This window comes from Streptomyces sp. NC-S4, assembly GCF_054353315.1.
Genome location: NZ_CM135937.1, coordinates 5,839,787 through 5,865,082, shown reverse-complemented (window position 1 = coordinate 5,865,082; position 25,296 = coordinate 5,839,787). Strand labels below are relative to the sequence as shown.

At 72.2% G+C, this 25,296-nt stretch carries 24 protein-coding genes; 15 read left to right on the top strand and 9 right to left on the bottom strand.

The window, feature by feature from the left end:
* Positions 1 to 161 precede the first annotated feature (161 nt).
* The 5 genes from ACXNSR_RS26610 (at position 162) to ACXNSR_RS26590 (ending at position 3,546) form a co-directional block, all read left to right on the top strand.
* Positions 162 to 800: an AIM24 family protein gene (locus tag ACXNSR_RS26610; protein WP_030009698.1), complete on the top strand. Its 639-nt coding sequence runs from the start codon at positions 162 to 164 to the stop codon at positions 798 to 800.
* Complete coding sequence (locus ACXNSR_RS26605) at positions 800 to 1,450, top strand: AIM24 family protein (protein WP_030009699.1); 651 nt, start codon at positions 800 to 802, stop codon at positions 1,448 to 1,450. Before ACXNSR_RS26610 ends, ACXNSR_RS26605 begins: the two co-directional genes overlap by 1 nt.
* Before the next feature lie 11 nt (positions 1,451 to 1,461).
* On the top strand, positions 1,462 to 2,265 hold the full coding sequence (locus ACXNSR_RS26600; protein WP_458643399.1) for an AIM24 family protein: 804 nt from the start codon (positions 1,462 to 1,464) through the stop codon (positions 2,263 to 2,265).
* 64 nt (positions 2,266 to 2,329) lie between these two features.
* On the top strand, positions 2,330 to 2,833 hold the full coding sequence (locus ACXNSR_RS26595) for a MarR family winged helix-turn-helix transcriptional regulator (RefSeq protein WP_458643398.1): 504 nt from the start codon (positions 2,330 to 2,332) through the stop codon (positions 2,831 to 2,833).
* Between the two features lie 128 nt (positions 2,834 to 2,961).
* Positions 2,962 to 3,546: a PepSY domain-containing protein gene (locus tag ACXNSR_RS26590; protein WP_458637937.1), complete on the top strand. Its 585-nt coding sequence runs from the start codon at positions 2,962 to 2,964 to the stop codon at positions 3,544 to 3,546.
* A 60-nt stretch (positions 3,547 to 3,606) separates the two neighbouring features.
* Here the strand turns inward: ACXNSR_RS26590 and meaB are convergent, their stop codons facing one another.
* Complete coding sequence (gene meaB, locus ACXNSR_RS26585) at positions 3,607 to 4,569, bottom strand: methylmalonyl Co-A mutase-associated GTPase MeaB (protein WP_458637936.1); 963 nt, start codon at positions 4,567 to 4,569, stop codon at positions 3,607 to 3,609.
* 77 nt (positions 4,570 to 4,646) lie between these two features.
* On the bottom strand, positions 4,647 to 5,846 hold the full coding sequence (locus ACXNSR_RS26580; RefSeq protein WP_458637935.1) for an acetyl-CoA C-acetyltransferase: 1,200 nt from the start codon (positions 5,844 to 5,846) through the stop codon (positions 4,647 to 4,649).
* 135 nt (positions 5,847 to 5,981) lie between these two features.
* Here ACXNSR_RS26580 and mce point away from each other — a divergent pair, with 135 nt between their 5' ends.
* The 7 genes from mce (at position 5,982) to ACXNSR_RS26545 (ending at position 16,296) form a co-directional block, all read left to right on the top strand.
* Positions 5,982 to 6,410 carry a methylmalonyl-CoA epimerase gene (gene mce, locus ACXNSR_RS26575; protein WP_008738238.1) on the top strand — a complete coding sequence of 143 codons (429 nt, stop codon included), beginning with the start codon at positions 5,982 to 5,984 and terminating at the stop codon, positions 6,408 to 6,410.
* 192 nt (positions 6,411 to 6,602) lie between these two features.
* On the top strand, positions 6,603 to 11,159 hold the full coding sequence (gene scy, locus ACXNSR_RS26570) for a polarized growth protein Scy (RefSeq protein ID WP_458637934.1): 4,557 nt from the start codon (positions 6,603 to 6,605) through the stop codon (positions 11,157 to 11,159).
* A 196-nt stretch (positions 11,160 to 11,355) separates the two neighbouring features.
* On the top strand, positions 11,356 to 12,294 hold the full coding sequence (locus tag ACXNSR_RS26565) for a coiled-coil domain-containing protein (RefSeq protein ID WP_266605029.1): 939 nt from the start codon (positions 11,356 to 11,358) through the stop codon (positions 12,292 to 12,294).
* A gap of 102 nt (positions 12,295 to 12,396) precedes the next feature.
* Positions 12,397 to 13,392 carry an ABC transporter ATP-binding protein gene (locus ACXNSR_RS26560; protein ID WP_266605027.1) on the top strand — a complete coding sequence of 332 codons (996 nt, stop codon included), beginning with the start codon at positions 12,397 to 12,399 and terminating at the stop codon, positions 13,390 to 13,392.
* 2 nt (positions 13,393 to 13,394) lie between these two features.
* Positions 13,395 to 14,171, top strand: a complete 777-nt coding sequence (locus ACXNSR_RS26555) for an ABC transporter permease subunit (RefSeq protein WP_458637933.1) — start codon at positions 13,395 to 13,397, stop codon at positions 14,169 to 14,171.
* 152 nt (positions 14,172 to 14,323) lie between these two features.
* The gene (locus tag ACXNSR_RS26550; protein WP_458637932.1) at positions 14,324 to 15,463 is read left to right on the top strand and encodes an ABC transporter ATP-binding protein; all 1,140 of its coding nucleotides are present in this window, start codon (positions 14,324 to 14,326) and stop codon (positions 15,461 to 15,463) included.
* Positions 15,460 to 16,296, top strand: coding sequence for an ABC transporter permease (locus ACXNSR_RS26545; protein ID WP_458637931.1), 837 nt, complete (start codon positions 15,460 to 15,462; stop codon positions 16,294 to 16,296). The genes ACXNSR_RS26550 and ACXNSR_RS26545 overlap by 4 nt, the downstream gene beginning before the upstream one ends.
* A 3-nt stretch (positions 16,297 to 16,299) precedes the next feature.
* On the opposite strand, the gene ACXNSR_RS26540 is transcribed toward ACXNSR_RS26545, so the two are convergent.
* Entirely contained in the window at positions 16,300 to 16,626 is a 327-nt protein-coding gene (locus tag ACXNSR_RS26540; protein WP_030009607.1) for a hypothetical protein, read from the bottom strand.
* A gap of 229 nt (positions 16,627 to 16,855) precedes the next feature.
* On the opposite strand from ACXNSR_RS26540, the gene ACXNSR_RS26535 reads away from it, so the two are divergent.
* A complete protein-coding gene (locus ACXNSR_RS26535; protein WP_458637930.1) occupies positions 16,856 to 17,887 on the top strand; it encodes an LLM class flavin-dependent oxidoreductase in 1,032 nt (343 codons plus the stop codon).
* Positions 17,888 to 17,984: 97 nt separating this feature from the next.
* On the opposite strand, the gene ACXNSR_RS26530 is transcribed toward ACXNSR_RS26535, so the two are convergent.
* Positions 17,985 to 18,377: an SCO5389 family protein gene (locus tag ACXNSR_RS26530; protein WP_030009605.1), complete on the bottom strand. Its 393-nt coding sequence runs from the start codon at positions 18,375 to 18,377 to the stop codon at positions 17,985 to 17,987.
* A gap of 220 nt (positions 18,378 to 18,597) precedes the next feature.
* Here ACXNSR_RS26530 and nucS point away from each other — a divergent pair, with 220 nt between their 5' ends.
* Entirely contained in the window at positions 18,598 to 19,269 is a 672-nt protein-coding gene (nucS, locus tag ACXNSR_RS26525) for an endonuclease NucS (RefSeq protein ID WP_458637929.1), read from the top strand.
* A gap of 55 nt (positions 19,270 to 19,324) precedes the next feature.
* Here nucS and ACXNSR_RS26520 read toward each other — a convergent pair whose 3' ends face one another.
* The 4 genes from ACXNSR_RS26520 to ACXNSR_RS26505 all read right to left on the bottom strand — a co-directional run bounded on the left by ACXNSR_RS26520 (position 19,325) and on the right by ACXNSR_RS26505 (position 24,038).
* Positions 19,325 to 21,799 (bottom strand): ATP-binding protein, encoded by a 2,475-nt coding sequence (locus ACXNSR_RS26520; protein WP_458637928.1) that lies wholly within the window; start codon positions 21,797 to 21,799, stop codon positions 19,325 to 19,327.
* Between the two features lie 192 nt (positions 21,800 to 21,991).
* On the bottom strand, positions 21,992 to 22,315 hold the full coding sequence (locus tag ACXNSR_RS26515) for an STAS domain-containing protein (protein ID WP_458637927.1): 324 nt from the start codon (positions 22,313 to 22,315) through the stop codon (positions 21,992 to 21,994).
* Between the two features lie 175 nt (positions 22,316 to 22,490).
* Positions 22,491 to 23,339, bottom strand: coding sequence for a 3-hydroxyacyl-CoA dehydrogenase family protein (locus ACXNSR_RS26510; protein WP_458637926.1), 849 nt, complete (start codon positions 23,337 to 23,339; stop codon positions 22,491 to 22,493).
* Between the two features lie 156 nt (positions 23,340 to 23,495).
* Positions 23,496 to 24,038: a hypothetical protein gene (locus ACXNSR_RS26505; RefSeq protein ID WP_458637925.1), complete on the bottom strand. Its 543-nt coding sequence runs from the start codon at positions 24,036 to 24,038 to the stop codon at positions 23,496 to 23,498.
* Positions 24,039 to 24,144: 106 nt separating this feature from the next.
* Between ACXNSR_RS26505 and ACXNSR_RS26500 the strand changes: the two genes are divergently transcribed.
* Positions 24,145 to 24,717, top strand: coding sequence for a cob(I)yrinic acid a,c-diamide adenosyltransferase (locus tag ACXNSR_RS26500; RefSeq protein WP_150259391.1), 573 nt, complete (start codon positions 24,145 to 24,147; stop codon positions 24,715 to 24,717).
* On the opposite strand, the gene ACXNSR_RS26495 is transcribed toward ACXNSR_RS26500, so the two are convergent.
* Positions 24,714 to 25,262 carry a hypothetical protein gene (locus ACXNSR_RS26495; protein ID WP_458637924.1) on the bottom strand — a complete coding sequence of 183 codons (549 nt, stop codon included), beginning with the start codon at positions 25,260 to 25,262 and terminating at the stop codon, positions 24,714 to 24,716. The two genes, ACXNSR_RS26500 and ACXNSR_RS26495, sit on opposite strands and share 4 nt — an antisense overlap.
* Positions 25,263 to 25,296: the final 34 nt, after the last annotated feature.

Here is a 25,296-nt window from a genome sequence, read left to right as displayed (position 1 = left end):
GTCTCAGCCGCTTTACGGGATCTTGACCCGACCCCTCCCCCCGCCGCGGCCTGCGCGAAAGGTCCGGGGCCCCCGAACGGACGCACCGATATCGCCAGGGTGTGGCATATATCAGCCACGAGGCCCTGTTCGCGTTCGCCCGGTGCCGATAACGTCTCCCCGTGGCTCAGTTCCGACTCCAAGGCAGCAAGGTGCTGGCCGTCGACCTGACCGGGGACGCCGTGAAAGCGAAGAACGGCTCCATGGTCGCGTACGACGGGCAGATGGCCTTCAAGAAGATGACCGGCGGCGGCGAAGGCCTCCGCGGCATGGTGACCCGCCGGCTGACCGGCGAACAGATGACAGTGATGGAAGTGCAGGGGCACGGCACCTGCTTCTTCGCCGACCGTGCGAGCGAGATCAACCTGGTCAACCTGCGGGGCGAGAAGCTCTACGTCGAGTCCAGCAACCTGCTGTGCACCGACGCCGGTCTGCGCACCGGCACCACCTTCACCGGCCTGCGCGGCGCGACGACGGGCAACGGCCTGTTCACCACGACCGTCGAGGGCTCGGGCCAGGCCGCGATCATGTCCGACGGCCCGGCCGTGGTGCTGCGCGTGAGCGCCCAGTACCCGCTGTCCGTCGACCCCGGCGCGTACATCGCGCACACGGGCAACCTCCAGCAGTCCTTCCAGTCCGGTGTGAACTTCCGCACACTCATAGGCGAGGGCTCCGGCGAGGCGTTCCAGATCCGCTTCGAGGGCGAAGGCCTGGTCTACGTGCAGCCCAGCGAGCGCAACACCGTCGGGGGCGACATCTGATGCCGTTCCGCGAGATCAACTCGAAGATGGTCGAGGCCCAGGTGATCCCGGGTCAGAAGATGTACAGCCAGCGCGGCGCCATGCTCGCGTACCGCGGCGAGGTCTCCTTCACCCCGAGCCTGACGGGCGGCCAGGGCGGGGTCATGGGCATGATCGGGCGCCGGGTGGCGAACGAGCAGACCCCGCTGATGGCGGTCGAGGGCAGCGGCACCGTGATGTTCGGCCACGGCGGCCACCACATCCAGGTCATCAACCTGACCGGCGAGACCCTCTACGTCGAGGCCGACCGGCTGCTCGCCTTCGACGGCACCCTCCAGCAGGGCACGATGTTCATGGGCTCCCAGGGCGGGGTCATGGGCATGGTCCGCGGCCAGGTGACCGGCCAGGGCCTCTTCACCACCACCCTCAAGGGCCACGGCTCCGTCGCCGTGATGGCCCACGGCGGCGTCATAGAGCTGCCGATCACCCCGCAGCGCCCGATCCACGTGGACCCGCAGGCGTACGTCGCCCACCACGGTGACGTGCGCAACAAGCTCTCCACCGCGCTCGGCTGGCGGGACATGGTGGGGCGCGGCTCCGGCGAGGCGTTCCAGCTGGAGCTGTCCGGCCAGGGCGCGGTGTACGTACAGGCCTCCGAGGAGAAGCTGTGAACTTTGGCCCTGTGACCGGCGGACCGGGCGGTCCGACCGTCCACGACCCGTACACGCTGCCCTCCGACGACAACGTGAACGCGTACACCTTCTGCGTGGAGCTCAAGGGGAGCCAGTGGTTCCTGCAGAAGGGCAAGATGATCTCGTACTACGGGCACATCGAGTTCAACGGCATCGGCAACGGCCGCTTCGACCGCCTGCTGCGCACCAGCTTCCACTCGCCGCTGCACGCCAGTGACTGGGTGGTGGCCGAGGGCTCGGGCAAGATGCTGCTGGCCGACCGGGCCTTCGACGTGAACTCGTACGACCTGGACGACGGCAACCTGACGATCCGGTCGGGCAACCTGCTCGCGTACCAGCCCTCGCTCGCCCTGAAGCAGTCGATCGTTCCGGGCTTCCTGACGCTGATCGGAACCGGGAAGTTCGTGGCGGCGTCCAACGGACCGGTGGTGTTCATGGAACCGCCGCTGCGCGTGGACCCGCAGGCCCTGGTGGGCTGGGCGGACTGCCCCTCGCCGTGCCACCACTACGACCACGGCTACATGACGGGCGTGATGGGCGGACTGCGCTCGCTGACCGGCATAGGCGGGAGCTCGGGCGAGGAGCACCAGTTCGAGTTCGTCGGTGCGGGGACGGTGCTGCTCCAGTCGTCGGAGATGCTGATGGCCGAGCAGGCGATCGGCGCGGTCGGCGCCGGGGCGGCCACGGGCAACGCGCAGGGCGTTCCGGGGGCCGGTCAGGGTCCGATGGGACAGCTGGGCGTGCCGCGGATGCCGGGGCAGCTGGGCGATCTCCAGCGCCGCCTCGGACTGTGATCCGCCTGACCTGAGATTTTTGTACGCAATTCAACTTTTTAGGTAGAGTTCATTCATGGAGACCATGGAGACCGAGACGGCCCCCCTCCCCCAGACTCCGTCCGGGGGGACCAACTGGCTGACCGACGCCGAGCAGTGCGCCTGGCGCACCCACCTGGACGTCAGCAGGCTGCTGATGCACCAGCTGGAAAAGGATCTCCAGCCCTTCGGACTCACCAACAACGACTACGAGATCCTCGTGAACCTCTCGGAGTCGCAGGACCACCGGATGCGGATGAGCGATCTCGCGACCGCCACGCTGCAGTCCAAGAGCCGGCTGTCGCACCAGATCACGCGCATGGAGACGGCCGGCCTGGTCCGCCGGGTGAACTGCGAGTCCGACCGCCGCGGCCTGTACGCGGTGCTCACGGACGAGGGCATGGAAACGATGCGACGCGTCGCCCCGCACCACGTGGCGTCCGTTCGCCGGCACTTCATCGACCTGCTGCCGCCGGAGGCCCTGGCGGCGCTGCGCGCCTCGCTGACCCCGGTCGCGGAGCACCTGCGCGACAACCGCGGCAGGGTCTGAGGCCCGGGCCGTCCGGACGGTGCGGGCCTCACGGCTCGCCGCGCCCCGGACGGCCATCGGCCCGACAATGGCTGGGAACGCTCGCTGCCGGCCCGGTGTCCGCGGGCCGGCCTGAGGAGGTCCAGCCTATGAAGCGCAACGTGTTCGTCTCAGCGGCCGCGTCCGTGGCCCTGCTGGTCGCAGGCCCCGTGTCGACCGCCGCCGCGGTCTCCGCAGACCTGGCGGGAACCGCCCCCGCGGCCGCCGCCGCCAAGGCCGACGTCACGGCCGAGCAGGCCCTCGCCGCCGCTCTGAAGAACTACCCGGGCGTGGTCGAGTCCCTCGACCGCGACGGCAACATCTGGCACGTCGACGTGATCACCAAGGACGGAAAGGGCCACGCCGAGCTGGAGGTCGACGCCGCCACGGGCAAGGTCTCCCGGCAGAACGTGGACACCGACGAGAACCCCGGCGAGCACAAGGGGCTGCTCGCGGCCAAGATCACCGCGGCGCAGGCCGCCAAGGCCGCCGTGGCGGCCCACCCGGGCACGACGTGGACCGTCGAATGGGACTCCGGAGACGACGGCCAGGCCCCGTACTGGCACGTCGAGGTCAAGGGCTCCGACGGCAAGACGTGGAACGGCTCCGTGGACCCCACGACCGGCAAGGTCACCGCGCAGTCCGACTCCGACTCCGACTCCGACTCGGACTCCGACTCGGACGAGAACTCCTGACGTACCCGGCCGGACCCCGGCAGCGGCGCCGCACGCGCCGTGCCGGGGTCCGGGCCGTGCCTACGCCTCCGTCAGCGTCGTCAGCAGGGCGTCCGCGGCCGCGTACGGGTCCAGCTCGCCCACGGCCACCTTGGCGGCCAGCGCGTCGAGGTGCGCGTCGCCGTGCACGTCGGCCATCCGCTCCCGCAGCGCCGTCACGGCGATCGTCTCGATCTCCCGGGCCGCCCGGGCCGCCCTGCGCTGCGCCAGCACGCCGTGCTCGTCCATCCACGCCCGGTGCTTCTCCAGCGCCTCGACCAGCTCGTCGATGCCCTGGCCGCGGGCCGCGACCGTCTTCACGATCGGCGGCCGCCAGTCGTCCCGGCCCCGGGCCTCGCCCAGACCCAGCATGTGGTTCAGTTCCCGGGCGGTGGCGTCGGCGCCGTCCCGGTCCGCCTTGTTGACCACGTAGACGTCGCCGATCTCCAGGATGCCCGCCTTGGCGGCCTGGATCCCGTCCCCCATCCCGGGGGCCAGCAGCACCACCGAGGTGTCGGCCTGCGAGGCGATCTCCACCTCCGACTGCCCGACCCCGACCGTCTCGACCAGGATCACCTCGCAGCCGGCCGCGTCCAGCACCCGGATCGCCTGCGGGGCGGCCCAGGCGAGCCCCCCCAGGTGGCCGCGGGTGGCCATCGAGCGGATGTAGACCCCCGGGTCCGAGGCGTGGTCCGACATCCGCACCCGGTCGCCGAGCAGCGCCCCGCCCGAGAAGGGCGAGGACGGGTCGACGGCGAGGACGCCGACCCGCTTGCCGGCCTTGCGGTACGCCGACACGAGCGCCGAGGTCGACGTCGACTTGCCGACGCCGGGCGATCCCGTCAGACCCACCACGTACGCCCCGCCCGTCAGCGGGGCCAGCGCGGCCATCACCTCGCGCAGCTGCGGGGACGCCCCCTCGACCAGCGAGATCAGCCGGGCCACCGCTCTCGGCCGGCCCTCCCGGGCCTGCGCCACCAGCTGGGGGACGTCCACCGCCGTCATACGTGCTGCGCTCCTCGGTTCTCGTACGGGATACCGGAGGGCCGCCGGGCCGGATGCGCGCCCGGCGGCCGGTCCGCCTACTTCGCGACGCGGACGATCAGCGCGTCGCCCTGGCCGCCACCGCCGCACAGGGCGGCCGCGCCGACGCCGCCGCCACGGCGCTTCAGCTCCAGCGCCAGGTGCAGCACCACACGGGCGCCGGACATGCCGATCGGGTGCCCCAGGGCAATGGCACCACCGTTGACGTTCACCTTTTCCGGGGTCACGCCAAGGTCCTTCATTGACTGCACGGCGACCGCCGCGAAGGCCTCGTTGATCTCGATGAGGTCCAGGTCGGAGACCTGGAGGCCCTCCTTCTCCAGGGCGTGCAGGATCGCGTTCGACGGCTGCGACTGGAGCGAGTTGTCGGGACCGGCCACATTGCCGTGGGCGCCGATCTCGGCGATCCACTCCAGGCCGAGCTCCTCGGCCTTCGCCTTGCTCATCACGACCACGGCGGCGGCGCCGTCGCTGATCTGGGAGGAGGTGCCGGCGGTGATCGTGCCGTCCTTGGCGAAGGCCGGACGCAGCTTGCCGAGGGACTCCACCGTGGTCTCGGGGCGGATGCCCTCGTCCGCGGAGAAGATCACCGGGTCGCCCTTGCGCTGCGGGATCTCCACGGGGACGATCTCGGCCTCGAAGACGCCGTTCTTCTGCGCGGCCGCGGCCCGCTGGTGCGAGGCGGCGGCGAACTCGTCCTGCGGGGCGCGCTCGATGCCCAGGCGGGTGTTGTGCTTCTCGGTGGACTCGCCCATCGCGATGTTCTCGAAGGCGTCGGTCAGGCCGTCGTAGGCCATCGCGTCCAGCATCTCGACGGCGCCGTACTTGTAGCCCTCGCGGGTCTTGGGCAGCAGGTGCGGGGCGTTGGTCATGGACTCCTGACCGCCCGCGACCACGATGTCGAACTCCCCGGCGCGGATCAGCTGGTCGGCCAGCGCGATCGCGTCCAGGCCCGAGAGACACACCTTGTTGATCGTGAGCGCGGGCACGTTCATCGGGATGCCGGCCTTGACCGCCGCCTGGCGGGCCGGGATCTGGCCCGCACCGGCCTGCAGCACCTGGCCCATGATCACGTACTGCACCTGGTCGCCGGAGATCCCGGCCCGGTCCAGCGCGGACTTGATGGCGAAGCCGCCGAGGTCGGCACCCGAGAAGGACTTCAGCGAGCCGAGCAGCCGTCCCATGGGCGTGCGGGCCCCGGCGACGATCACAGAAGTGGTGTTGTTCGATCCGGACATGAGGCACAGCCCCTTGGATGAGGAGTGAACGAGGGTTTACGTGAATGTACTGGGCGGTACCGCAGCGGTCACCGGCCTGCCGGTGTGATCGCGCGCACGTTGCGTGACGGCCCCCTTCGGCGGTGCACTGTCACCATGCTGACAAGAATCGACCACATCGGGATCGCCTGCTTCGACCTGGACAAGACTGTCGAGTTCTACCGTGCCACGTACGGCTTCGAGGTGTTCCACTCCGAGGTCAACGAGGAGCAGGGTGTCCGCGAGGCCATGTTGAAGATCAACGAGACGTCCGACGGCGGCGCCTCGTACCTCCAGCTGCTGGAGCCCACCCGCGAGGACTCCGCCGTCGGTAAATGGCTGGCCAAGAACGGCGAGGGCGTGCACCACATCGCCTTCGGCACCGAGGACGTCCAGGGGGACTCCGAGGCCATCCGCGGCAAGGGTGTCCGGGTACTGTACGACCAGCCCCGCACCGGTTCCATGGGCTCCTCCATCACCTTCCTGCACCCCAAGGACTGCCACGGAGTTCTCACCGAACTGGTCACCTCGAACCCCGAGCACTGACGGACCACTGATGGCCCGATTCCCCGGCCGGTAGAGTGGCCATGGCTCGGCCGGGGTTCGGTGCGGAGACGGGGTCGGGGCCTGTGAACCCTGCCCCGGTTTCTGACACCATTCCCCCGGGGGCGTCGTTCAGCGGGCGAGCGATGCTCATTGGAAATGAGCTTGCGACCAGGGGACGGATGGGACCGCGCTGTGCGGGGCTACGAAAGCCAGGAGAGCCATCAGGCCGAGGCCGACCATCTCTCGCGCTTCGAGGCCGAGATGGAGCGGCTGAAGAAGGAGCGCGGGAAGGCCGTCCAGCACGCCGAGGACCTGGGGTACCAGGTCGAGGTGCTGCGCGCCAAGCTTCACGAGGTACGACGCGCTCTCGCGTCCCGGCCCGCCTATGACGGCGCGGACATGGGGTACCAGGCGGAGCAGTTGCTCCGTAATGCCCAGATCCAGGCCGACCAGATGCGTTCCGACGCGGAGCGCGAGCTCCGTGAGGCCCGGGCGCAGACCCAGCGCATCCTCCAGGAGCACGCCGAGCACCAGGCGCGCCTGCAGGCCGAGCTGCACGCCGAGGCCGTCAACCGCCGCCAGCGCCTGGACCAGGAGCTGGGCGAGCGCCGGCAGACCGTCGAGGCCCACGTCAACGAGAACGTGGCCTGGGCCGAGCAGCTGCGCGCCCGTACGGAGTCCCAGGCGCGCCGGCTCATGGAGGAGTCCCGCGCCGAGGCCGAGCAGTCCCTGAACGCCGCCCGCGCCGAAGCCGCCCGGGTCGCCGAGGAGACCCGGCGCCGGATGGCAGCGGACGCCGAGACCGCCCGCGCGGAGGCCGAGGCCACCCTGCTGCGCGCCCGCAAGGAGGCGGAGCGGCTGCTGACCGCCGCCTCCGCGCAGGCCCAGGAGGCCAGCGAGCACGCGGAGCGGCTGCGCTCCACCACCAGCGCCGAGGCCGAGCACACCCGCCAGCAGACCCTGGACCTGGGCCGGCTGGCCGAATCCCGCGTGCAGGAAGCCGATTCCGCGCTGCGCGGGGCCCGTGCGGAGGCGGAGAAGCTCCTCGCGGAGGCGAAGGAGAGCGCCACCCGGCAGCTGACGTCGGCGGAATCCGTCAACGAGCAGCGCACCCGCACCGCCAAGGAGCAGGTCGCCCGGCTGGTCGGCGAGGCCACCAAGGAGGCCGAGGCCCTCAAGGCGGAGGCCGAGCAGGTCCTGGCAGACGCCCGCGCGGACGCCGAGCGGCAGCGCACCGAGGCCGGCGAGCAGGCCCGTACGGCCGCGGCCGAGGACATGGCCGCGCAGCTGGCGAAGGCGGCCCGCACCGCCGAGGACGTACTGAACAAGGCTTCCGAGGACGCCCGGGCGACCACCCGGGCCGCGTCCGAGGAGGCCGAACGGATCCGCCGCGAGGCCGAGACCGAGGCCGACCGGCTGCGCCTGCAGGCGGCGGCCACGGCCGACGAGCTCAAGGGCGCGGCGAAGGACGACACCGAGGAGTACCGGGCCCGCACGGTCGAGCTCCAGTCGGAGGCCCGGCGGCTGCGCGGCGAGGCCGAGCAGCTGCGCGCCGAGGCCGTCGCCGAGGGCGAGCGGATCCGCGGCGAGGCCCGCCGCGAGGCCGTCCAGCAGATCGAGGAGGCGGCCCGGACCGCCGAGGAGCTGCTCGGCAAGGCCAAGGCGGACGCCGACGAGCTGCGCGGCGGGGCGACCGCCGAGAGCGAGCGGGTGCGCGCCGAGGCCGTGGAACGGGCCGGCACGCTGCGCAAGCAGGCCGAGGAGACCCTGGAGCGCACCCGCGCCGAGGCCGAACGGCTGCGCGCCGAGGCCGAGGAGCAGGCCGAGGGCGTACGGGCCGAGGCGGACGCTGCGGCCGCCGCCCGGCGCCAGGAGACCGAGCAGGCGCTGGCCGCCAAGCGGGCGGAGGCCGACGAGGAGCTCGTCCGGCTGCACACGGAGGCCGAAACCCGGCTGACGACGGCCGAGCAGACGCTGCGTGACGCCCGTGGTGCCGCGGAGAGCATCCGCCGGGAGACCACGGAGGAGAACGACCGGCTGCGCGCCGAGGCGGCGGAGCGGATCCGCACCCTGCAGACGCAGTCGGAGGCCGAGGCCGACCAGCTGCGCACGGAGGCGGCGCAGGACGCCGGCCGGGTGCGCGCCGAGGCCGAGCAGTCCGCCGTGCGGCTGCGCGGTGAGGCCGAGGCCGAGGCGGAGCGGGTGCGCTCCGAGGCCCAGGAGACCGCGGACCGGCTGCGCGCGGAGGCGAAGGCCGCCGCCGAGCGGGTCGCCGAGGAGGCCGCCGAGGCGCTGGCCGCCGCGCAGGAGGAGGCCGCCCGGCGCCGCCGCGAGTCGGAGGAGACCCTGGCGTCGGCGCGGACCGACGCGGACAGCGAGCGGGCCCAGGCCCGCGAGCAGAGCGAGGAACTGCTGGCGCAGGCCCGCAAGCGCTCCGAGGAGGCGCAGGCCGAGGCGGTCTGGCTGACCGAGGAGGCCGAGCGGCGCGCGTCGGAGGTCGTGTCGGCGGCGGAGGCCACCGCCCAGCAGGTGCGGGACTCCGTGGCCGGGCTGCACGAGCAGGCCGAGGAGGAGATCGCCGGGCTGCGCAACGCCGCCGAGCACGCGGCGGAGCGTACGAGGACCGAGGCCGAGGAAGAGGCCGGCCGGGTCCGCGGCGACGCCTACGCGGAGCGGGAGCGGGCCACCGAGGACGCCAACCGGGTCCGCAGCGAGGCGCGGGCCGAGACGGACGCGGCGAAGGCGCTGGCGGAGCGCACGGTCGCCGAGGCCATCGCCGAGGCGGAGCAGCTGCGCAGCGACACCGCCGAATACGCGCAGCGGGTGCGTACGGAGGCCACGGACGCGCTGGCCTCCTCGGAGCGGGACGCGGCCCGGACCCGGGCCGATGCCCGGGAGGACGCGAACCGCATCCGCGGCGAGGCGGCGGAGTCCCTGGAGTCCGCCCGTGCCGAGGGCGGCCGGATCACGGCCGAGGCGACGGCGGAGGCCGAGCGGCTCACCGAGGAGACCCGCGCCGCGAACGCGGCCACCGTCGGCGACGCCGAGGCGCGGGCCGAGCGGATCACCGCCGAGGCGGCCGAGGCCGCCGAGGCCACCCGCACCGAGGCCGCGAACGCACTGGACGAGGCACGGGCCGAGGGCAACCGGCTGCGTACCGAGGCCGCGGAGCAGGTGGACCGGCTCATCACCGAGGCCGCGGCCGAGGCCGACCGGCTCACCGACGAGACGCGCGCCGCGAACGCGGCCACCGTGGGCGAGGCGACGCTGGAGGCCGAGCGGCTCACCACCGCGGCGAACCGGCTCAAGGCGCAGGCGGCCGAGACCCTGGCGAGCGCCGAGCGCGACGCCGCGCGGATCATGGTCGACTCGCGCGCCGAGGGCGACCGGCTGATCGACGAGACCCGTGTGGCCAACGAGGCCACGGTCGGCGAGGCCGCGGCGGAGGCCGACCGGGTGCGCGCCGAGGCGGCCCAGGTGCTCGACGAGGCCCGCGCGGAGGGCGGCCGCATCGTCGGCGAGGCCACCGCGGAGGCGGAGCGGGTCACGACCGCGGCGAACGAGACCCTGGCGGGTGCCGAGCGCGATGCCGAGCAGACGCTGGACGAGGCGCGCGCCGAGGCGAACCGGCTGCGTACCGAGGCGGCCGAGCAGGCGGACCGGCTCGTCACCGAGGCGATCTCCGAAACGGAGAAGCTCACCGAGCAGACCCGCAAGGACAACGAGCGCACGGTCGGCGAGGCGGCGGGCGAGGCCGAGCGGCTGCGCGCGGACGCGTCGGAGGCGCTGTCCTCGGCCCAGGAGCACGCGGCCCGCACCCGGTCGGAGGCCGAGCGGGTCAAGGCCCGGGCGGCGGCCGAGGCGGAGCGCACCCGGAGCGAGGCCCGTACCGAGTCGGAGCGGCTGCTCGACGAGGCGCGCGAGGCGGCCAACAAGCGCCGCACCGAGGCCGCGGAGCAGGTCGACCGGCTCATCACGGAGGCCGCGGCGGAAGCCGAGAAGCTCACGGCCGATGCGCAGAAGCAGGCCCTCGCCGCCACCACGGCGGCCGAGGAGCAGGCCGATGCGATGGTCGACGCGGCCCGCAAGGAGGCCGTACGGATCACCTCCGAGGCGACCGTCGAGGGCAACTCCCTGGTGGAGAAGGCCCGTACGGACGCGAACGAGCTGCTGGTCGGCGCGCGCACGGACGCGGCCGCCATAAGGGAGCGGGCGGAGGAGCTGCGCGGCCGCGTCGAGGGCGAGGTCGAGGAGCTGCACGAGCGTGCCCGCCGGGAGTCCGCGGAGCAGATGAAGTCGGCCGGCGAGCGCGTGGACAAGCTGGTGCGCGCGGCGACGGAGCAGAGCGTCGAGGCCGAGGCGAAGGCCAAGGAGCTGGTGTCGGACGCGAGCAGCGAGGCGAGCAAGGTGCGCATCGCGGCGGTCCGCAAGGCCGAGGCCCTCCTGAAGGAGGCCGAGCAGAAGAAGGCGGAGCTGGCGCGGCAGGCCGAGAAGGCGCTGGCGGAGGCCAAGGCCGAGGCGGAGCAGCTCGTCGAGGAGGGCCGGCGCGAGCTGGAGGTCCTGGTGCGCCGTCGCGAGGACATTCAGGCGGAGATCTCCCGTGTCCAGGACGTTCTTGAGGCGTTGGAATCATTCGAGGCACCTTCGGGTGGCGGAAAGTCGACGGTCGGCGGCCAGGGTGCGGGGGGCGTGAAGGCCGGAGTGACTGCGGGATCCACTCGTTCGGGTGGCAAGGCGTCGGAGGGGTAGCCAAACGCTCGGGAGTGTGTGCACCTGATGAACGTTCAGGCGAACGAGTGACAAGCATTCCGCTGTCTTGCCACTCAAAAGGGGTGTCATTGTCCAGATCAAACGCGGATTGACTCGATGACACGCCGTCTGGGCGCCTAGGATTCCTCCTAACACCTCACGTAGCACCTCATCGGTCTCATTCGACAGGAACCCCATGAGCGACACTTCCTCCCCCTTCGGCTTCGAGCTCGTGCGGCGTGGTTACGACCGTGGTCAGGTGGACGACCGCATTACCAAGCTGGTCTCCGACCGCGACAGCGCCCTTGGACGTATCAACTCTCTGGAAAAGCGGATCGAGGAGTTGCACCTCGAGACGCAGAACGCCCAGGCCCAGGTGACCGACGCCGAGCCGTCGTACGCCGGTCTCGGTGCCCGGGTCGAGAAGATCCTGCGGCTGGCCGAGGAGGAGGCGAAGGACCTGCGCGAGGAGGCCCGTCGCGCGGCCGAGCAGCACCGTGAGCTCGCCGAGTCGGCTGCCCAGCAGGTGCGCAACGACGCCGAGTCGTTCGCCGCCGACCGCAAGTCGAAGGCGGAGGACGAGGGCGTCCGCATCGTCGAGAAGGCCAAGGGCGACGCGGCGACCCTGCGCGCCGAGGCCCAGAAGGACGCGGCCTCCAAGCGCGAGGAGGCCGACGCGCTCTTCGAGGAGACCCGCGCCAAGGCCGCCCAGGCCGCCGCGGACTTCGAGACCAACCTGGCCAAGCGCCGTGAGCAGTCCGAGCGCGACCTGGCCTCCCGCCAGGCCAAGGCCGAGAAGCGCCTCGCGGAGATCGAGCACCGGGCCGAGCAGCTGCGCCTGGAGGCCGAGAAGCTGCGTACGGACGCCGAGCGCCGGGCCCGCCAGACCGTGGAGACCGCGCAGCGCCAGGCCGAGGACATCGTGGCCGACGCCAACGCCAAGGCGGACCGCATCCGCAGCGAGTCCGAGCGCGAGCTGGCTGCGCTCACCAACCGCCGCGACTCCATCAACGCGCAGCTGACCAACGTCCGCGAGATGCTGGCGACGCTCACCGGTGCGGCCGTCGCGGCGGCCAACCCGATCGTGGACGACGAGCCCGTCACCCGCGGCGTGCCGGCCCAGCAGAGCCGCTGATTACCGGCGGGTAGCACACGGCACCCGTCGTGCGCCCGATCGAGGGCCCTATGTCACCCTTTTGAGGTGGCGTAGGGCCCTCGGGCGTTCTAGCGTGGCCGCATGATCGAGCTTGAGGGCCTTACCAAACGATTCGGCACGACGACCGCCGTGGACCACCTCAGCTTCCAGATCCGACCGGGGGTGGTGACCGGCTTCCTGGGGCCCAACGGCGCGGGCAAGTCCACGACCATGCGCATGATGCTGGACCTCGACAACCCGACCAGCGGGACGGTCCGGGTCTACGGGAAGCACTACCGCGACCTGTCGGAGCCGCTGAAGCACGTCGGCGCGCTGCTGGACGCGAAGGCCATGCACGGTGGCCGAAGTGCATACAACAACCTTCTCTGCCTGGCCCAGTCGAACCGCATCCCGCGACAGCGGGTCGACGAGGTGCTGGATCTGGTCGGCCTGACGGCCGTGGCGAAGAAGAAGTCCAAAGGATTTTCGCTCGGAATGAGCCAACGGCTGGGAATCGCCTCCGCATTGCTGGGCGACCCGGAAATCCTGATGTTCGACGAGCCGGTCAACGGCCTGGATCCCGAGGGAATTCTCTGGATCCGCAATCTGATGAAGGGCCTGGCGGCGGAGGGGAGGACGATCTTCGTCTCCTCCCATCTGATGAGCGAAATGGCGCTGACCGCAGACCATTTGGTCGTCATCGGACAGGGAAAGCTGCTGGCAGACCTGCCGATGGCCGATTTCATCCAGCAGAACTCGCGCAGCTACGTCCGGCTGCGCACACCGCAGCAGGAGCGGCTGAAGGACGTCCTGCACGAGGCCGGGATCAACGCCGTCAGCGTTCCCGCCACCGGCACCCTGGAGATCGACGGCGCGAGTGCGGAGCAGCTCGGCGAGCTGGCCGCCCAGCACCAGATCGTGCTCCACGAACTCAGCCCGCAACGGGCTTCACTGGAGGAAGCGTTCATGCGCATGACGGCGGACTCCGTCGAGTACCACGCCCACGCACCGGGCATGGCCGCCGACAACCCGGCCCGGCCGGCCGACGTCCCCGCCTGGGGCGCCGGCTTCCAGGCGACGCGCAAGGCCGGTGAGTGAGCATGGCCTTCACCGCCGTCCTCCAGTCCGAGTGGACCAAGATCCGCACGGTCGCCTCCACCAGCTGGACGCTCGCGCTGGCCCTGATCGTCACCGTCGGCTTCGGCGGTCTGATCTCGACCGCGGTCGCGTCGGCCTTCGACGACATGAGCCAGATCGAGCGGGCCACCTTCGACCCCACCCTGGTGAGCTTCGCCGGCATGCAGTTCGGCCAGCTGGCGATGATCGTCTTCGGCGTGCTCGTGGTCAGCACCGAATACAGCACGGGCATGATCCGCACCTCGCTGGCGGCCGTGCCCGCCCGCGGCGGCTTCCTGTTCGGCAAGCTCACCGTGGCCACGGCGCTGGCCCTGCTGGTCGGGCTGCTGACCAGCTTCATGTCGTTCTTCCTCAGCCAGGCCATCCTGGGCGACCACGGCACCGGCCTCGACGGGGAGAACGTCCTGCGCGCGGTCGTCGGTGCCGGCGTGTACATGGCGCTCCTCGCCCTGTTCTCCATGGGCGTCGCCGCCATGCTGCGCAGCTCGGTCGCCTCGATCAGCATCCTGATCCCGTTCTTCCTGATCGTCACGAACCTCCTCAACGCCTTCGAGGCGACCCGCGAGTACGGCCAGTACCTGCCCACCGCGGCCGGATCGAAGATCATGCAGGTCGTACCGAACGCCATGGGCAGCGCGGAAGCCCCGTACGGGCCGTGGGGCGGGCTCGGGATCATGCTCCTGTGGGTGGCCGCCGCGGTACTCGGGGGCTACCTCCTCCTCAGGAAGAGGGACGCCTGACGGCCGGCCTCCCGCCGAAGTACTACGGGTGATGCCCGGGTCGGTCTCAGGGGCAGCTCAGGGATCGGCCCGGGACGGAACCGCAGGAACCTCGTTATCCTCTTAACCCTTACGCGGGCGAAAGTCGTCCCGGCCTGGTAAGGGGCAGCAAGATGATCGAGGCAGTCGGCCTGACCAAGCGCTTCGGCGCCAAGACCGCCGTCGACCAGCTGTCCTTCCAGGTCAAGCCGGGACACGTCACCGGATTCCTGGGGCCCAACGGCTCCGGGAAGTCCACCACCATGCGCATGATCCTCGGCCTGGACCGGCCCACGTCCGGTCATGTCACCATCAACGGCCGGCCCTTCCGGGAGCTGCCGAACGCCCAGCGGCACGTCGGGGCCCTACTCGACGCCAAGGCCGTGCACGGCGGCCGCCGGGCCCGCACCCACCTGCTGTCCATCGCCCAGCTCTCCGGGATCCCGGAGAAGCGGGTGGACGAGGTGCTGGCCGTGGTCGGCCTGCAGGACGCCGCCAGGCAGCGTACGAAGGGCTTCTCGCTCGGCATGGGCCAGCGGCTCGGCATCGCCACCGCCCTGCTCGGCGACCCGCAGGTGCTCCTGTTCGACGAGCCGGTCAACGGGCTCGACCCCGAGGGCATCCTCTGGGTCCGCAACCTCATGCGCCGTCTCGCCTCCGAGGGCCGCACCGTCTTCGTCTCCTCCCACCTGATGAGCGAAATGGCGCTGACCGCCGACCACCTGATCGTGATCGGCCGGGGGCGGCTGCTGGCCGACATGGGCACCCAGGAGTTCATCGCACACAATTCGGCCGGATTCGCTCGGGTGCGCACGGCCGACACCGATCCTGATGGCTGGGACACGCTGCGCAAGGCCCTCACCAAGGCGGGCGGCCGGGTCCTCCAGGAGCCCGACGGAGCACTGCGGGTGACCGGCCTGGAGCTGCCGCGCATCTCCGACCTCGCGCACGAGGCCGGCGTACGGCTGTGGGAGCTGTCGCCGCACCGGGCCTCGCTGGAGGAGGCGTACATGCGGATGACCCAGTCCACCGTCGAGTACACCTCCACCGACGACCCGCGGGCCGAGCTGTGGGAGCCCGAGCCGCTCTCCCTCCCGGCCTGGGAGGAGGACGAGGCGGCGGACGCGGCGGCCCCCGAGGTCCCGCAGAGCGGCTTCTTCGCTCCCCCACCGCCCGGGGCGGGCGGTCGGCCCTTCCTGATGCCCGGCAAGCCGGGCGAGCTCGCGAGCACCACCAGGAACACCACCCCGCAGACCCCCGAGGACACCCGATGACGGCGACGACCACGACGGCGGAGCAGCCCGGGAGCTACAGCTCGCCCCTCGCCACGCCGCGGCCGCACCTGGGGCACGCCATGGCCTCGGAGTGGACCAAGCTGGTCTCGCTCCGCTCCACCCTGTGGACGCTGGGCTCCCTCGTGCTGATGGTGGTCGGCGTCGGCCTGACCGTCGTCGCGCAGACCGCGGACGGGGACTACACGCAGATCAACTTCACCACGCCCGCCCTCTTCGGCCTGCTGGTCGGCCAGCTCGCGGTGATCGTCCTCGGGGTGCTGACCATCAGCTCGGAGCACGGCACCGGGCTGGTGCGGACCACGTTCACGGCCGCCCCCGACCGGTACCGGGTGCTCACCGCGAAGTACCTCGTCTTCAGCATGGCGGCCTTCGCCACCACCGCGCTGTCGGTCTTCCTGGTCGGGATCACCGCGGCGGTCGTGCGCGGCGGCACCGCGTCCGGCCCGCACGCGGCCGGCGAGTGGTTCGGGGCGCTGCTCGGCTGCGGCTACGTCACCCTGCTCGGCGTGCTCTCGCTCGCGATCGGCTCGCTCGTGCGGCACTCCGCCGGGGCGATCGCCGTCATGCTGGGCCTGGTCACGCTGCCGCCGGTGATAGGGGCCATGCTCATCGCCTGGGAGGCCGTCGCGTCCGCCGGCCGGACGATCCTGCAGCACAACGTGCCGGTGGCGCTGATGACGCTGTTCGGCCTGCCGGGGGGCGGCGACCTGGGACCGGATCCCAGCAGCCTCTCGCACGTGACGCTCATCGTGCTGGTCACCGGCACCGCGGTGGCCGCCTCGTACGTGATCGTCGGCCGCCGGGACGTCTGAGAGCTAGTAGCGCGGCGCGTTGCGGGACCGCTGCACCTTCGAGGTGCGGCGGTCCTTCGCGTTCCAGCAGGCCTTGTGCCAGTGCCGGCGGTCGTCCACGCCGCCGTACTCGGGCCAGGCCACCAGGTGCGGGGTGCCGGAGGGGATCTCCTGGTCGCAGCCGGGGCAGCGGTAGCGCTTGCCCGCCGCGCTCGCGCCGGCCACGTGCCGGACCTTCCAGTCCTCGCCCTGGTACTCCTCCGTGCGCTCCAGCCCGTAGCGGTCGAGGCCGGTGCTGGGGCGTTCGTCCGGGGTCTCGCCGCCCCTGGGGCGGTTGTTGCGCGGTGACACGTATACCTCACGGATGGGCGGACGGCAGTGACTTTCTCCCAGACTACGCGCAGCGAGGCCGGCTACCCGCAGGGTTGCCGGGGAAGGCGGCAGCGCGGAGCGGGGCGGCCCGACAATCCCAATAACTTTCGTGTCAGCCCGTGCCTTTGGCACGTGTCAGACGTTGTTGCCATAGGAAGAACCGGTCCACCTGGGGGAGGCCGCGTCAGCCGCGAGGAGGCTATAGGCGATGCGCGTAGGAGCGTTTGTACTGGCGGCCCAGTTCCCGGGCCAGGGACAGGGCGAGGCACTGCACCGGGCGGTGCGGACCGCCGAGGTGGCCGAGGAGGCCGGGCTCGACTCGGTCTGGCTCGCCGAACACCATTTCGTCCCGTACGGGGTCTGCCCGTCGGCGGTGACCCTGGCGGCCCTGCTGCTGGGCCGGACCCGGCGGCTGCGGGTGGGCACGGCGGTGAGCGTGCTGCCGAGCACGCATCCGGTGGCGCTCGGGGAGCAGGCGGCCCTGCTGCACATGACCTCGGGCGGCCGGTTCACCCTCGGGGTGGGCCGCGGCGGGCCGTGGGTCGACCTGGAGGTGTTCGGGGGCGGCCTGGACAGCTACGAGAACGGCTTCCCGGAGGCCCTGGACCTGCTGCGGCGGTGGCTGACCCGGGCGCGGGTGGGAGCCGCCGGCGAGCGGTACGCGTTCCGCGAGGTGGCCGTCGTACCGCGGCCCGCGGAGGCCCTGGACGGGGACGCGGCGGGGCCCGAGGTCATCGTGGCCTGCACCTCGCCGGCATCGGTGCGGATGGCCGCGGAGCGCGGGCTGCCGATGCTCCTCGGGATGCACTGCGGGGACGACACCAAGGCAGAGATGGTCGCGCTGTGGCGCAGCACGGCGCTGGCGGCGGGCCACTCGCGCGAGCACGTGGCGGACGCGGGGCACGTCTCCGCCGGGGTGTGCCAGATCGCGGACCGTACGGCGGGTGCACGCGAGACCCTGCTGAAGGCGATGCCGGGCTGGCTCAAGCAGGGCCTCGACGCGCATGTGACGGTGGACGGTCGGGCGCGCGCGATGCGGGATCCGGTCGCCTATACGGAACTCCTGTGCGACCTGCACCCGGTGGGCACCCCGCAGGTGGCGGCGGACCGGCTGGCGGCCACGTCGGCACGGACGGGCATCACGCGCTTCGCGCTCATGACGGAGGGCTCGGGCGATCTTGCCGCGACGGAGGAGAACGTACGCCGGCTCGGCGCCGAAGTCCTTCCCCGTCTCGGCTGAGACCTACCGGCCCCACCTGGACACCTGGGCCGTTTCTTCCGGATCACGCCCGGGCGGCATGATCCGAAAGAGGCGGCCGGGACACGGCCGGCAGTGTCTAGCAGTCCCGCAGCTCGGGCGACTGGTTGAGCAGCTGGCCGCGGATCGAAGTGAACTTGGCCAGCCGGTCGTCCACCGAGGGATCCAGCGGGAACACCGCCACCCGGTGGCAGTTCTGGAATGCCAGGCGCACTCCGAAGTGCCGCTGCAGCGCACCGCGTATCGCGTCACTCGCGAGGGCGCGCAGCAGCTGCCCCCGCGCCTGCTCGTCCGGCGGCGGCGTCTGGTTGTCGGCGAACTCTCCGCCGTCCACCTTCAGCTGAGCCACCAGCGAGCTGATCATCTCCCAGGCGAAGGGCAGGGAGGTCCGGACGCAGTCGACGAAAGCGGCTTCGTCGACCTCGCCTCGCTCGGCCTGTTCGAGTAGGGCCGGTGAGACGTCGAGCGACATGGGTTCTCCTCTCGCGACCCCGGCTGTTTGGGTTGCCGGAGCCTTACGGGCAGGGAAGGAGATCGCGACGCAGAGTGCACGCTCGGCAACCTCCCGCTCACCACGGTAGGCGTCCCATCGGTGACGCACCAGGAGAATGCGCATACAACGCGCCATCGGCGAACGGGGCTTTCAGGGGCGAATCGCGTGAAGGCCCGCTCGTCGAGTAGCGTTGCCGACCATGCGTCTCGTCATTGCCCGCTGCTCCGTCGACTACGCGGGCCGGCTCACCGCCCATCTGCCCTCGGCACCCCGTCTGATCCTCGTGAAGGCCGACGGCAGTGTCTCGATCCACGCGGACGACCGAGCGTACAAACCGCTCAACTGGATGTCGCCGCCGTGCACCCTCAAGGAGGGGAGCGGCGATGAGGCCAACATCTGGACGGTCATCAACAAGGCGGGCGAGAAGCTCATCATCACCATGGAGGAAGTCCTCCACGACTCCTCCCACGAGCTCGGCACCGACCCGGGGCTCATCAAGGACGGCGTCGAGGCACACCTCCAGGAACTCCTCGCGGACCGCATCGAAACGCTGGGCGAGGGCTACACCCTGATCCGGCGCGAATACATGACGGCGATCGGCCCGGTGGACATCCTGTGCCGGGACGCCTCGGGCGCGACGGTGGCCGTGGAGATCAAGCGCCGCGGCGAGATCGACGGTGTCGAGCAGCTGACGCGCTACCTCGAACTCCTCAACCGCGACCCGCACCTGGCCCCGGTCCGGGGCGTCTTCGCGGCCCAGGAGATCAAGCCGCAGGCGAAGGTCCTGGCGACGGACCGCGGCATGGACTGCGTGGTCCTGGACTACGACGCGCTGCGCGGTATCGAGGACGACAAGCTCCGCCTGTTCTGATCCTCCGCCGCGCTCCGCACAACGGCTCCGTCCCTCGGGACGGAGCCGTTGTCGTTCACTGCTCCGTGACCGGTGAGACGGCCGTGCCCGTCTGGGTGGTGGTGGCCGTCGGCGTGGGCTCGCCGGTCCCCGTCGAGGTGGGCGTGGGCTCCGCGCTGGTCGGCGCGGGCGAAACGGGCGTCGTCGGGCGGGACTTGGGCGGCGTCGGGGACGGGCGGCGCGACGGCGTCCGGGAGGGGCTGCGGCCCGGGGCCGGAGCGGCGCTCTGCCCGGGCCCGGAGGTCTCCGCCGGCGGGGCCGAGACGGGCGGCTCCGGCGCAGGATCGTTCCCGCTGGTCACGGCGGTCGTGGTGGACTCCGTGGCCGCGGGGGTGGCGGACACCGTCGGTGCCTGCTCCGGGGGCGCGGTGTCCGAGGAGCTCAGCGCGAGGCTCACGGCCGTCCCGAGCGTCACCACCGCCAGTGCGCCCGCGCCGGCCAGCAGCACGAGCCGGCGACGGCCGGGGGCCGGGGCGGGTGCGGCGGCGGGCCGGGGCGCGGTCGGCAGGGCGGGCTTCGGCTGCAGCGGGAAGGCGTCCTCGAAGACCTCGGACAGCGTCGTGGGTGCCTCGGAGCGGCCGGTCACGGGCACGACCGGGGTCATCCGGGTCACCGCCTCGGCGGACACCGGGACCACGGGGGCGACCCGGGCCCCGGGAGCCACCGGGGGCACCTTGGTCGTGGGCGCCTCGGAGGCCGCCGGAGCCGCCCCGGCCAGGGGGGCGGCCTTGGGCGCCTTGGGCGCCGCAGCGGCCGGGGTGGCCACCGTCACGGCCTCCGGAGCGGCCGCCGCGGCGGCCGGTGCCTCCAGTCGCAGCGGGGGTGACGCGGCCGCCCCCGCCGTCTCCCGGTCGACGACGAGCGCCAGCGCCCGCCGCCCCGCGACCGTGCCCCGCTTGTCCGCCAGGGCGCCCCTGAGCCCGATCGAGGTCTCCAGCTCGGCCCGCGCCCGGTCCAGCCGCTCCTCGCACAGGGCCAGCACCCCGAGCTCGTGGTGGAAGTACGCCTGCTCGGCGACCTCTCCGGCCTTGCGCGCGGCCTCCGCTCCCGAGCGCAGCACCCGCTCCCAGGCCTCCCAGTGCAGCGAGGCCGCGAAGGCCGCGGCCGCCGTGCGCGCCAGCAGCACCGCCGCGACCACGTCCGCGCCGGCCAGCGCCGCGAGCACCGCGTCCGCCTCCGCCGCGACCCGCTCCGGGACCACCGAGGCGTGCCCGGTCCACCAGGCGTAGTGCCGGGCGGCCGTACGGGCCTCCTCCGGCGCGGTGTCCCCGTACCCGACCTCCTCCAGCTGCCGCGCGACTCCCGATGCGAGCCGGTACCGCGTCCCGACGGGCGTCAGCAGCCCGCAGGCCAGCAGCTCCGCCACCGCCGTGTCGGCGTGGGTGTCCCCCACCAGCGCGGGCAGGTGCGCGTGGTGCGGCAGCTCGCCGCCCAGCGCGCACGCGATCCGCAGGGCCGCGCGTGCCGACTCGCTGACCCGCGAGGCCAGCAGCTCCGCCGGAGCGGCGCCCTCGGCGAGGGTCGGCAGCGGCACGTGCACGGCGTCGCGCGGGCGCTCCTCGAAGACGCCGGGCTCCTCCTCCTCGTCGTCCTCGTCGCTGTGGTTGAGCTCGTCGCGCTGCCGCAGCAGGGCGGCGGCCTGGACGAAGCGCAGGGGCAGTCCCTCGGAGGCGAAGCGCAGGTCCCCCGCCCAGGCGGTCTCCTCGTCCGTCAGCGGCCGTCCCACGCCCGCCTCCAGCAGTTCCAGGCACTCGTCCCGGCCCAGTCCGCCGAGGAAGACCTCCTCGATGTGCGAGTCGTCGGAGGGGGCCCTCGTGTCGGGGGTCGCGGCCAGCAGGTAGGCGCATTCGGGGGTGGCGCGCATCAGCTCGTCGAGGGCGGTCCCGCCCATCTCCAGGTCGTCCAGCAGGACGACGGCGCCTATCTCCCGTACGCGGGCCAGGAGCTCGGCCCGTGCGGGTCGCTGCCGCTCGGCCTCGTACACGGTCGCGTAGAGGGTGTGGAGCAGTTCCCCGGGCTGCTGGTGCCCGTATCCGCTGAGCCGTACGACGCCGTCGGGCGCCAGGCCCGCGCACCGGTCGGCGACCGCGTCGAGCAGTGCGGTGCGGCCGGATCCCGAGGGCCCGGTCAGCCGTACGGAACGGCCCCGGCCCAGCAGGCGCACCAGTCGCTCCCGCGCCTCCTCGCGCGCCAGCAGGGGGCGGGCGGGGGCGGCGGGGCCCGGCAGTACGGGCGGACGTGCGGCGGCGGCGCGGGCCGCGCGGGCGGCCGCGGCGCGCTTGGCGGGCCGGCCCGGCCCGGTGCCGGGGCGCAGCGGTTCGATCTCGCTGCCGTCGACCGGGTTGACGGTGAGGGCGAACTCGCCCGCGGTCAGGCTGACGACCCGTGCGGGCCCGGCCGCCCCGGGTGCGGCGGCCGCGGTGGGCGCCGCGGGCGAGGAGCCGCCTTCGGGCTGCTCGTGCTGTCCGGTCTGCCCCTGTGTACGGTCCATGACCCAGTCCCCCGATCGCGGGCCGCGCGCCTCGCCGTCGTACCGCCCGGCCTTCGCGCACCCGCTGTCGCCACCGGTCCGGTTTCCGCCCGAACCCTAGACCGTGGCCGGTCGTGCGGGAAACCGCAGGGGTGCGATCACCACCGGACCGTTACGTTTCCGCAGGGAATGCGGAGGTCAGCGGCACGCCGGTCAGACGCGGGGCAGGGACTCCGCTTCCAGGCCGCCCTCGATCGCGAGGATCCGGTGCAGCCGGGTCGCGACGAGCAGCCGCTGCATCTGCGGCGGCACGCCGCGCAGGACCAGGCGCCGGCCGGACCGGCCGGCCCGGCGGTGCGCTCCCATGATCACGCCGAGGCCGGTCGCGTCCCAGGAGTCGAGCCCGGTGAGATCGAGCACGAGATCGCCCTGGCCGTCGTCGAGGGCGGAGTGGAGGGCCGTACGGGCGTCCGCCGCGCTGCGCACGTCGAGGCGGCCCCCGACAGCGAGTTCGGCGTGGTCGCCCCTGATGTGCATGTGTACTCCCGGCGGTACTGCGTACGTATGGTCCGACTGGTCCGTGGTCGGCAACTCTCACTGCAACTGACTGCCGCTCGGGCGGGGAAGTTGCCGACCGTGAGCGAACCGATACCTAATTCACCCTGAGGGGTGAAGGCATTCGAACGGTGCTGCTCCGTGGCAGGGCCAGGCCTCAGTGCTTGTAGAAGCCCTGGCCGCTCTTGCGGCCGATGTCCCCGGCGTCCACCATCCGGCGCATGAGCTCCGGCGGGGCGAACTTCTCGTCCTGGGACTCGGTGTAGATGTTGCTGGTGGCGTGCATGAGGATGTCGACGCCGGTGAGGTCGGCGGTGGCCAGCGGGCCCATCGCGTGCCCGAAACCGAGCTTGCAGGCGATGTCGATGTCCTCGGCGGAGGCGACGCCCGACTCGTACAGCTTGGCGGCCTCGACGATCAGCGCGGAGATCAGACGGGTCGTCACGAAACCGGCGACGTCGCGGTTGACGACGATGCAGGTCTTGCCGACGGACTCGGCGAACGCGCGGGTGGCGGCGAGGGTTTCGTCGCTCGTCTTGTAGCCGCGCACGAGCTCGCACAGCTGCATCATCGGGACGGGCGAGAAGAAGTGGGCGCCGACGACCCGCTCCGGACGCTCCGTCACGGCCGCGATCTTCGTGATCGGGATGGCGGAGGTGTTGGAGGCGAGGATCGCGTCCTCGCGGACGATCTTGTCCAGGGCGCGGAAGATCTCGTGCTTGATCTCGATCTTCTCGAAGGCCGCCTCCACCACGATGTCGACGTCGGCGACCGCGTCGAGGTCCGTGGTGGTGGTGATGCGGGCGAGCGCCGCCTCGGCGTCCTCGGCCGTCAGCTTCCCCTTGGAGACGAACTTGTCGTAGGAGGCCTTGATTCCGTCCGTGCCACGGGTGAGCGCGGCCTCGGTGACGTCACGGAGCACGACGTCCCAACCCGCCTGAGCGGAGACCTGCGCGATTCCCGAACCCATGAGTCCGGCACCGATGACGGCGAGCTTCCCAGCCACTACACACCCCTCGTTTCCCTACGGCACAGTCACGTAGTCACTCCGGCGGAGACTAGCGCCCGGGCGGTGCGGTGTGACCGTGAAGTAACACGCGTCACGTCTCAGATGACGGACATCACACCGGTACGGCCCAGCAGCCCTGCCCGGCCGTCCAGTTCAGGCGCCGTGGGCCCCGGGGCACTTCTCGGCCAGTGCGCGCAGTCGCCGCAGCTCCTTGCGCGCGGCCCCGAGGCGCCCGATTTCGACGGCCATGGCGCCCCGGCCCGCGAGGTAGTGCGCGTCGGCCCTGGCCTGCGCGTCCGCCTGCGGGCAGGCACAGATCTCCCGTTGCAGGAAGCGGAGCCGCACGAGGATGTCGCGGGCCGCGGGGAGGTACGCCCGCGCGGGCGCGTGCTCCGCGCGCAGCATGTCCTTCGCGTAGTCCCAGACCCGCGCGTCGTGTTCGGCGGCGCCCGGTTCGCCCGGATGGTGCGGATGCTCCGCCCAGCGGGCGGCGTGCTCGCGCAGGTCGTCGACGCGGTCGAGGGCCTCCCCCAGCCGCCCGGCGGCAACGGCCGCGCGCCCGGCCCGGGCGCACTCGGCCGGTTCGGCGAGGTGGTGGTCCGGGCCGGGTGCGTGCCGGGTCGCCAGGAAACCCGCCAGGAGGTCGATCTGCTGGGCGGCCTCGGCGAGCCGCCAGATGTAGTACGCGTCGGCCACGCGGCCACTCCCCCGTTCCCGGGGCTCCCGCGCCCCTCCCGGACCGTACGCGGGCGGCGCCGACCGCGCCCGGAATTTCCCCGGCGGGGCCGTCTACCCTGGCCGCATGGTGAACCTCACGCGCATCTACACCCGTACCGGCGACAAGGGCACGACCGCCCTGGGCGACATGAGCCGCACCGCCAAGACCGATCTGCGGATCTCGGCGTACGCCGACGCCAACGAGGCCAACGCGGCCATCGGGACGGCGATCGCGCTCGGCGGGCTGTCGGCGGACGTGGTGAAGGTCCTGGTCCGCGTGCAGAACGACCTGTTCGACGTCGGCGCGGACCTGTGCACCCCGGTGGTCGAGAACCCGGAGTACCCGCCGCTGCGCGTGGAGCAGTTCTACGTGGACAAGCTGGAGGCGGACTGCGACCGCTTCCTGGAGCAGGTGGAGAAGCTGCGCAGCTTCATCCTCCCCGGCGGCACCCCGGGCGCGGCCCTGCTGCACCAGGCCTGCACGGTCGTCCGGCGCGCCGAGCGCTCGACGTGGGCGGCGCTGGAGGTGCACGGCGAGGTGATGAACCCGCTGACCGCCACCTACCTCAACCGGCTCTCCGACCTCCTGTTCATCCTGGCCCGGGTGGCCAACAAGGAGGTCGGGGACGTGCTGTGGGTGCCGGGCGGCGAGCGCTAGGGAGCGTCCCGGACGGCCGGGGCCCTGCTCGGCCAGATCGTGTATGCCGCGGCGACCAGGGCGTGGATCGCGACCACCCGCAGGGCGCCGGACTGCCAGCCCCGGAGCGAGCTGACATCGCCCGCGTCGCCCACGTACCAGATCGCCACCTGCAGCAGCGCCAGGGCGACGGCGGCGGCGATCACCGTACGGACCCAGAGCTTCCACTCGTGCCGGGCCCTCGCCTTCCCGTACCCGGGGCCCGCCGGCTTCGGTGCCCCCGCCAGCCGGTGCGCGGCGTGCCCGTCGAGCCACGTGATCGTGTAGTGGCCGTAGGCCACGGTGTAGCCGATGTACAGGGCGGCCAGTCCGTGCTTCCAGTCCGGCTCGGCGCCGTTCTTGAGGTCGAGCGTGGTGACCACCAGCAGGACGAGCTCCATCAGGGGCTCGCACAGCAGGACCGCCGCCCCCAGCCTGGGCATCCTCGCGAGGTAGCGCAGGGCCAGACCGGCTGCCAGCAGCACCCAGAAACCGACCTCGCAGGCGATGATCAGCGCGACGATCATGGGACTCTCCGTCCGCTCGGGTTCTTCGTTCCCT

Excerpts from the sequence above, each read along its gene's own strand:
- ACXNSR_RS26605 (WP_030009699.1), top strand. The coding sequence starts at position 800 with ATGCCGTTCCGCGAGATCAACTCGAAGATGGTCGAGGCCCAGGTGATC.
- ACXNSR_RS26595 (WP_458643398.1), top strand. The coding sequence starts at position 2,330 with ATGGAGACCGAGACGGCCCCCCTCCCCCAGACTCCGTCCGGGGGGACC.
- ACXNSR_RS26590 (WP_458637937.1), top strand. The coding sequence starts at position 2,962 with ATGAAGCGCAACGTGTTCGTCTCAGCGGCCGCGTCCGTGGCCCTGCTG.
- meaB (WP_458637936.1), bottom strand. The coding sequence starts at position 4,569 with ATGACGGCGGTGGACGTCCCCCAGCTGGTGGCGCAGGCCCGGGAGGGC.
- ACXNSR_RS26580 (WP_458637935.1), bottom strand. The coding sequence starts at position 5,846 with ATGTCCGGATCGAACAACACCACTTCTGTGATCGTCGCCGGGGCCCGC.
- mce (WP_008738238.1), top strand. The coding sequence starts at position 5,982 with ATGCTGACAAGAATCGACCACATCGGGATCGCCTGCTTCGACCTGGAC.
- ACXNSR_RS26565 (WP_266605029.1), top strand. The coding sequence starts at position 11,356 with ATGAGCGACACTTCCTCCCCCTTCGGCTTCGAGCTCGTGCGGCGTGGT.
- ACXNSR_RS26560 (WP_266605027.1), top strand. The coding sequence starts at position 12,397 with ATGATCGAGCTTGAGGGCCTTACCAAACGATTCGGCACGACGACCGCC.
- ACXNSR_RS26555 (WP_458637933.1), top strand. The coding sequence starts at position 13,395 with ATGGCCTTCACCGCCGTCCTCCAGTCCGAGTGGACCAAGATCCGCACG.
- ACXNSR_RS26550 (WP_458637932.1), top strand. The coding sequence starts at position 14,324 with ATGATCGAGGCAGTCGGCCTGACCAAGCGCTTCGGCGCCAAGACCGCC.
- ACXNSR_RS26545 (WP_458637931.1), top strand. The coding sequence starts at position 15,460 with ATGACGGCGACGACCACGACGGCGGAGCAGCCCGGGAGCTACAGCTCG.
- ACXNSR_RS26535 (WP_458637930.1), top strand. The coding sequence starts at position 16,856 with ATGCGCGTAGGAGCGTTTGTACTGGCGGCCCAGTTCCCGGGCCAGGGA.
- ACXNSR_RS26530 (WP_030009605.1), bottom strand. The coding sequence starts at position 18,377 with ATGTCGCTCGACGTCTCACCGGCCCTACTCGAACAGGCCGAGCGAGGC.
- nucS (WP_458637929.1), top strand. The coding sequence starts at position 18,598 with ATGCGTCTCGTCATTGCCCGCTGCTCCGTCGACTACGCGGGCCGGCTC.
- ACXNSR_RS26520 (WP_458637928.1), bottom strand. The coding sequence starts at position 21,799 with ATGGACCGTACACAGGGGCAGACCGGACAGCACGAGCAGCCCGAAGGC.
- ACXNSR_RS26515 (WP_458637927.1), bottom strand. The coding sequence starts at position 22,315 with ATGCACATCAGGGGCGACCACGCCGAACTCGCTGTCGGGGGCCGCCTC.
- ACXNSR_RS26500 (WP_150259391.1), top strand. The coding sequence starts at position 24,145 with ATGGTGAACCTCACGCGCATCTACACCCGTACCGGCGACAAGGGCACG.
- ACXNSR_RS26495 (WP_458637924.1), bottom strand. The coding sequence starts at position 25,262 with ATGATCGTCGCGCTGATCATCGCCTGCGAGGTCGGTTTCTGGGTGCTG.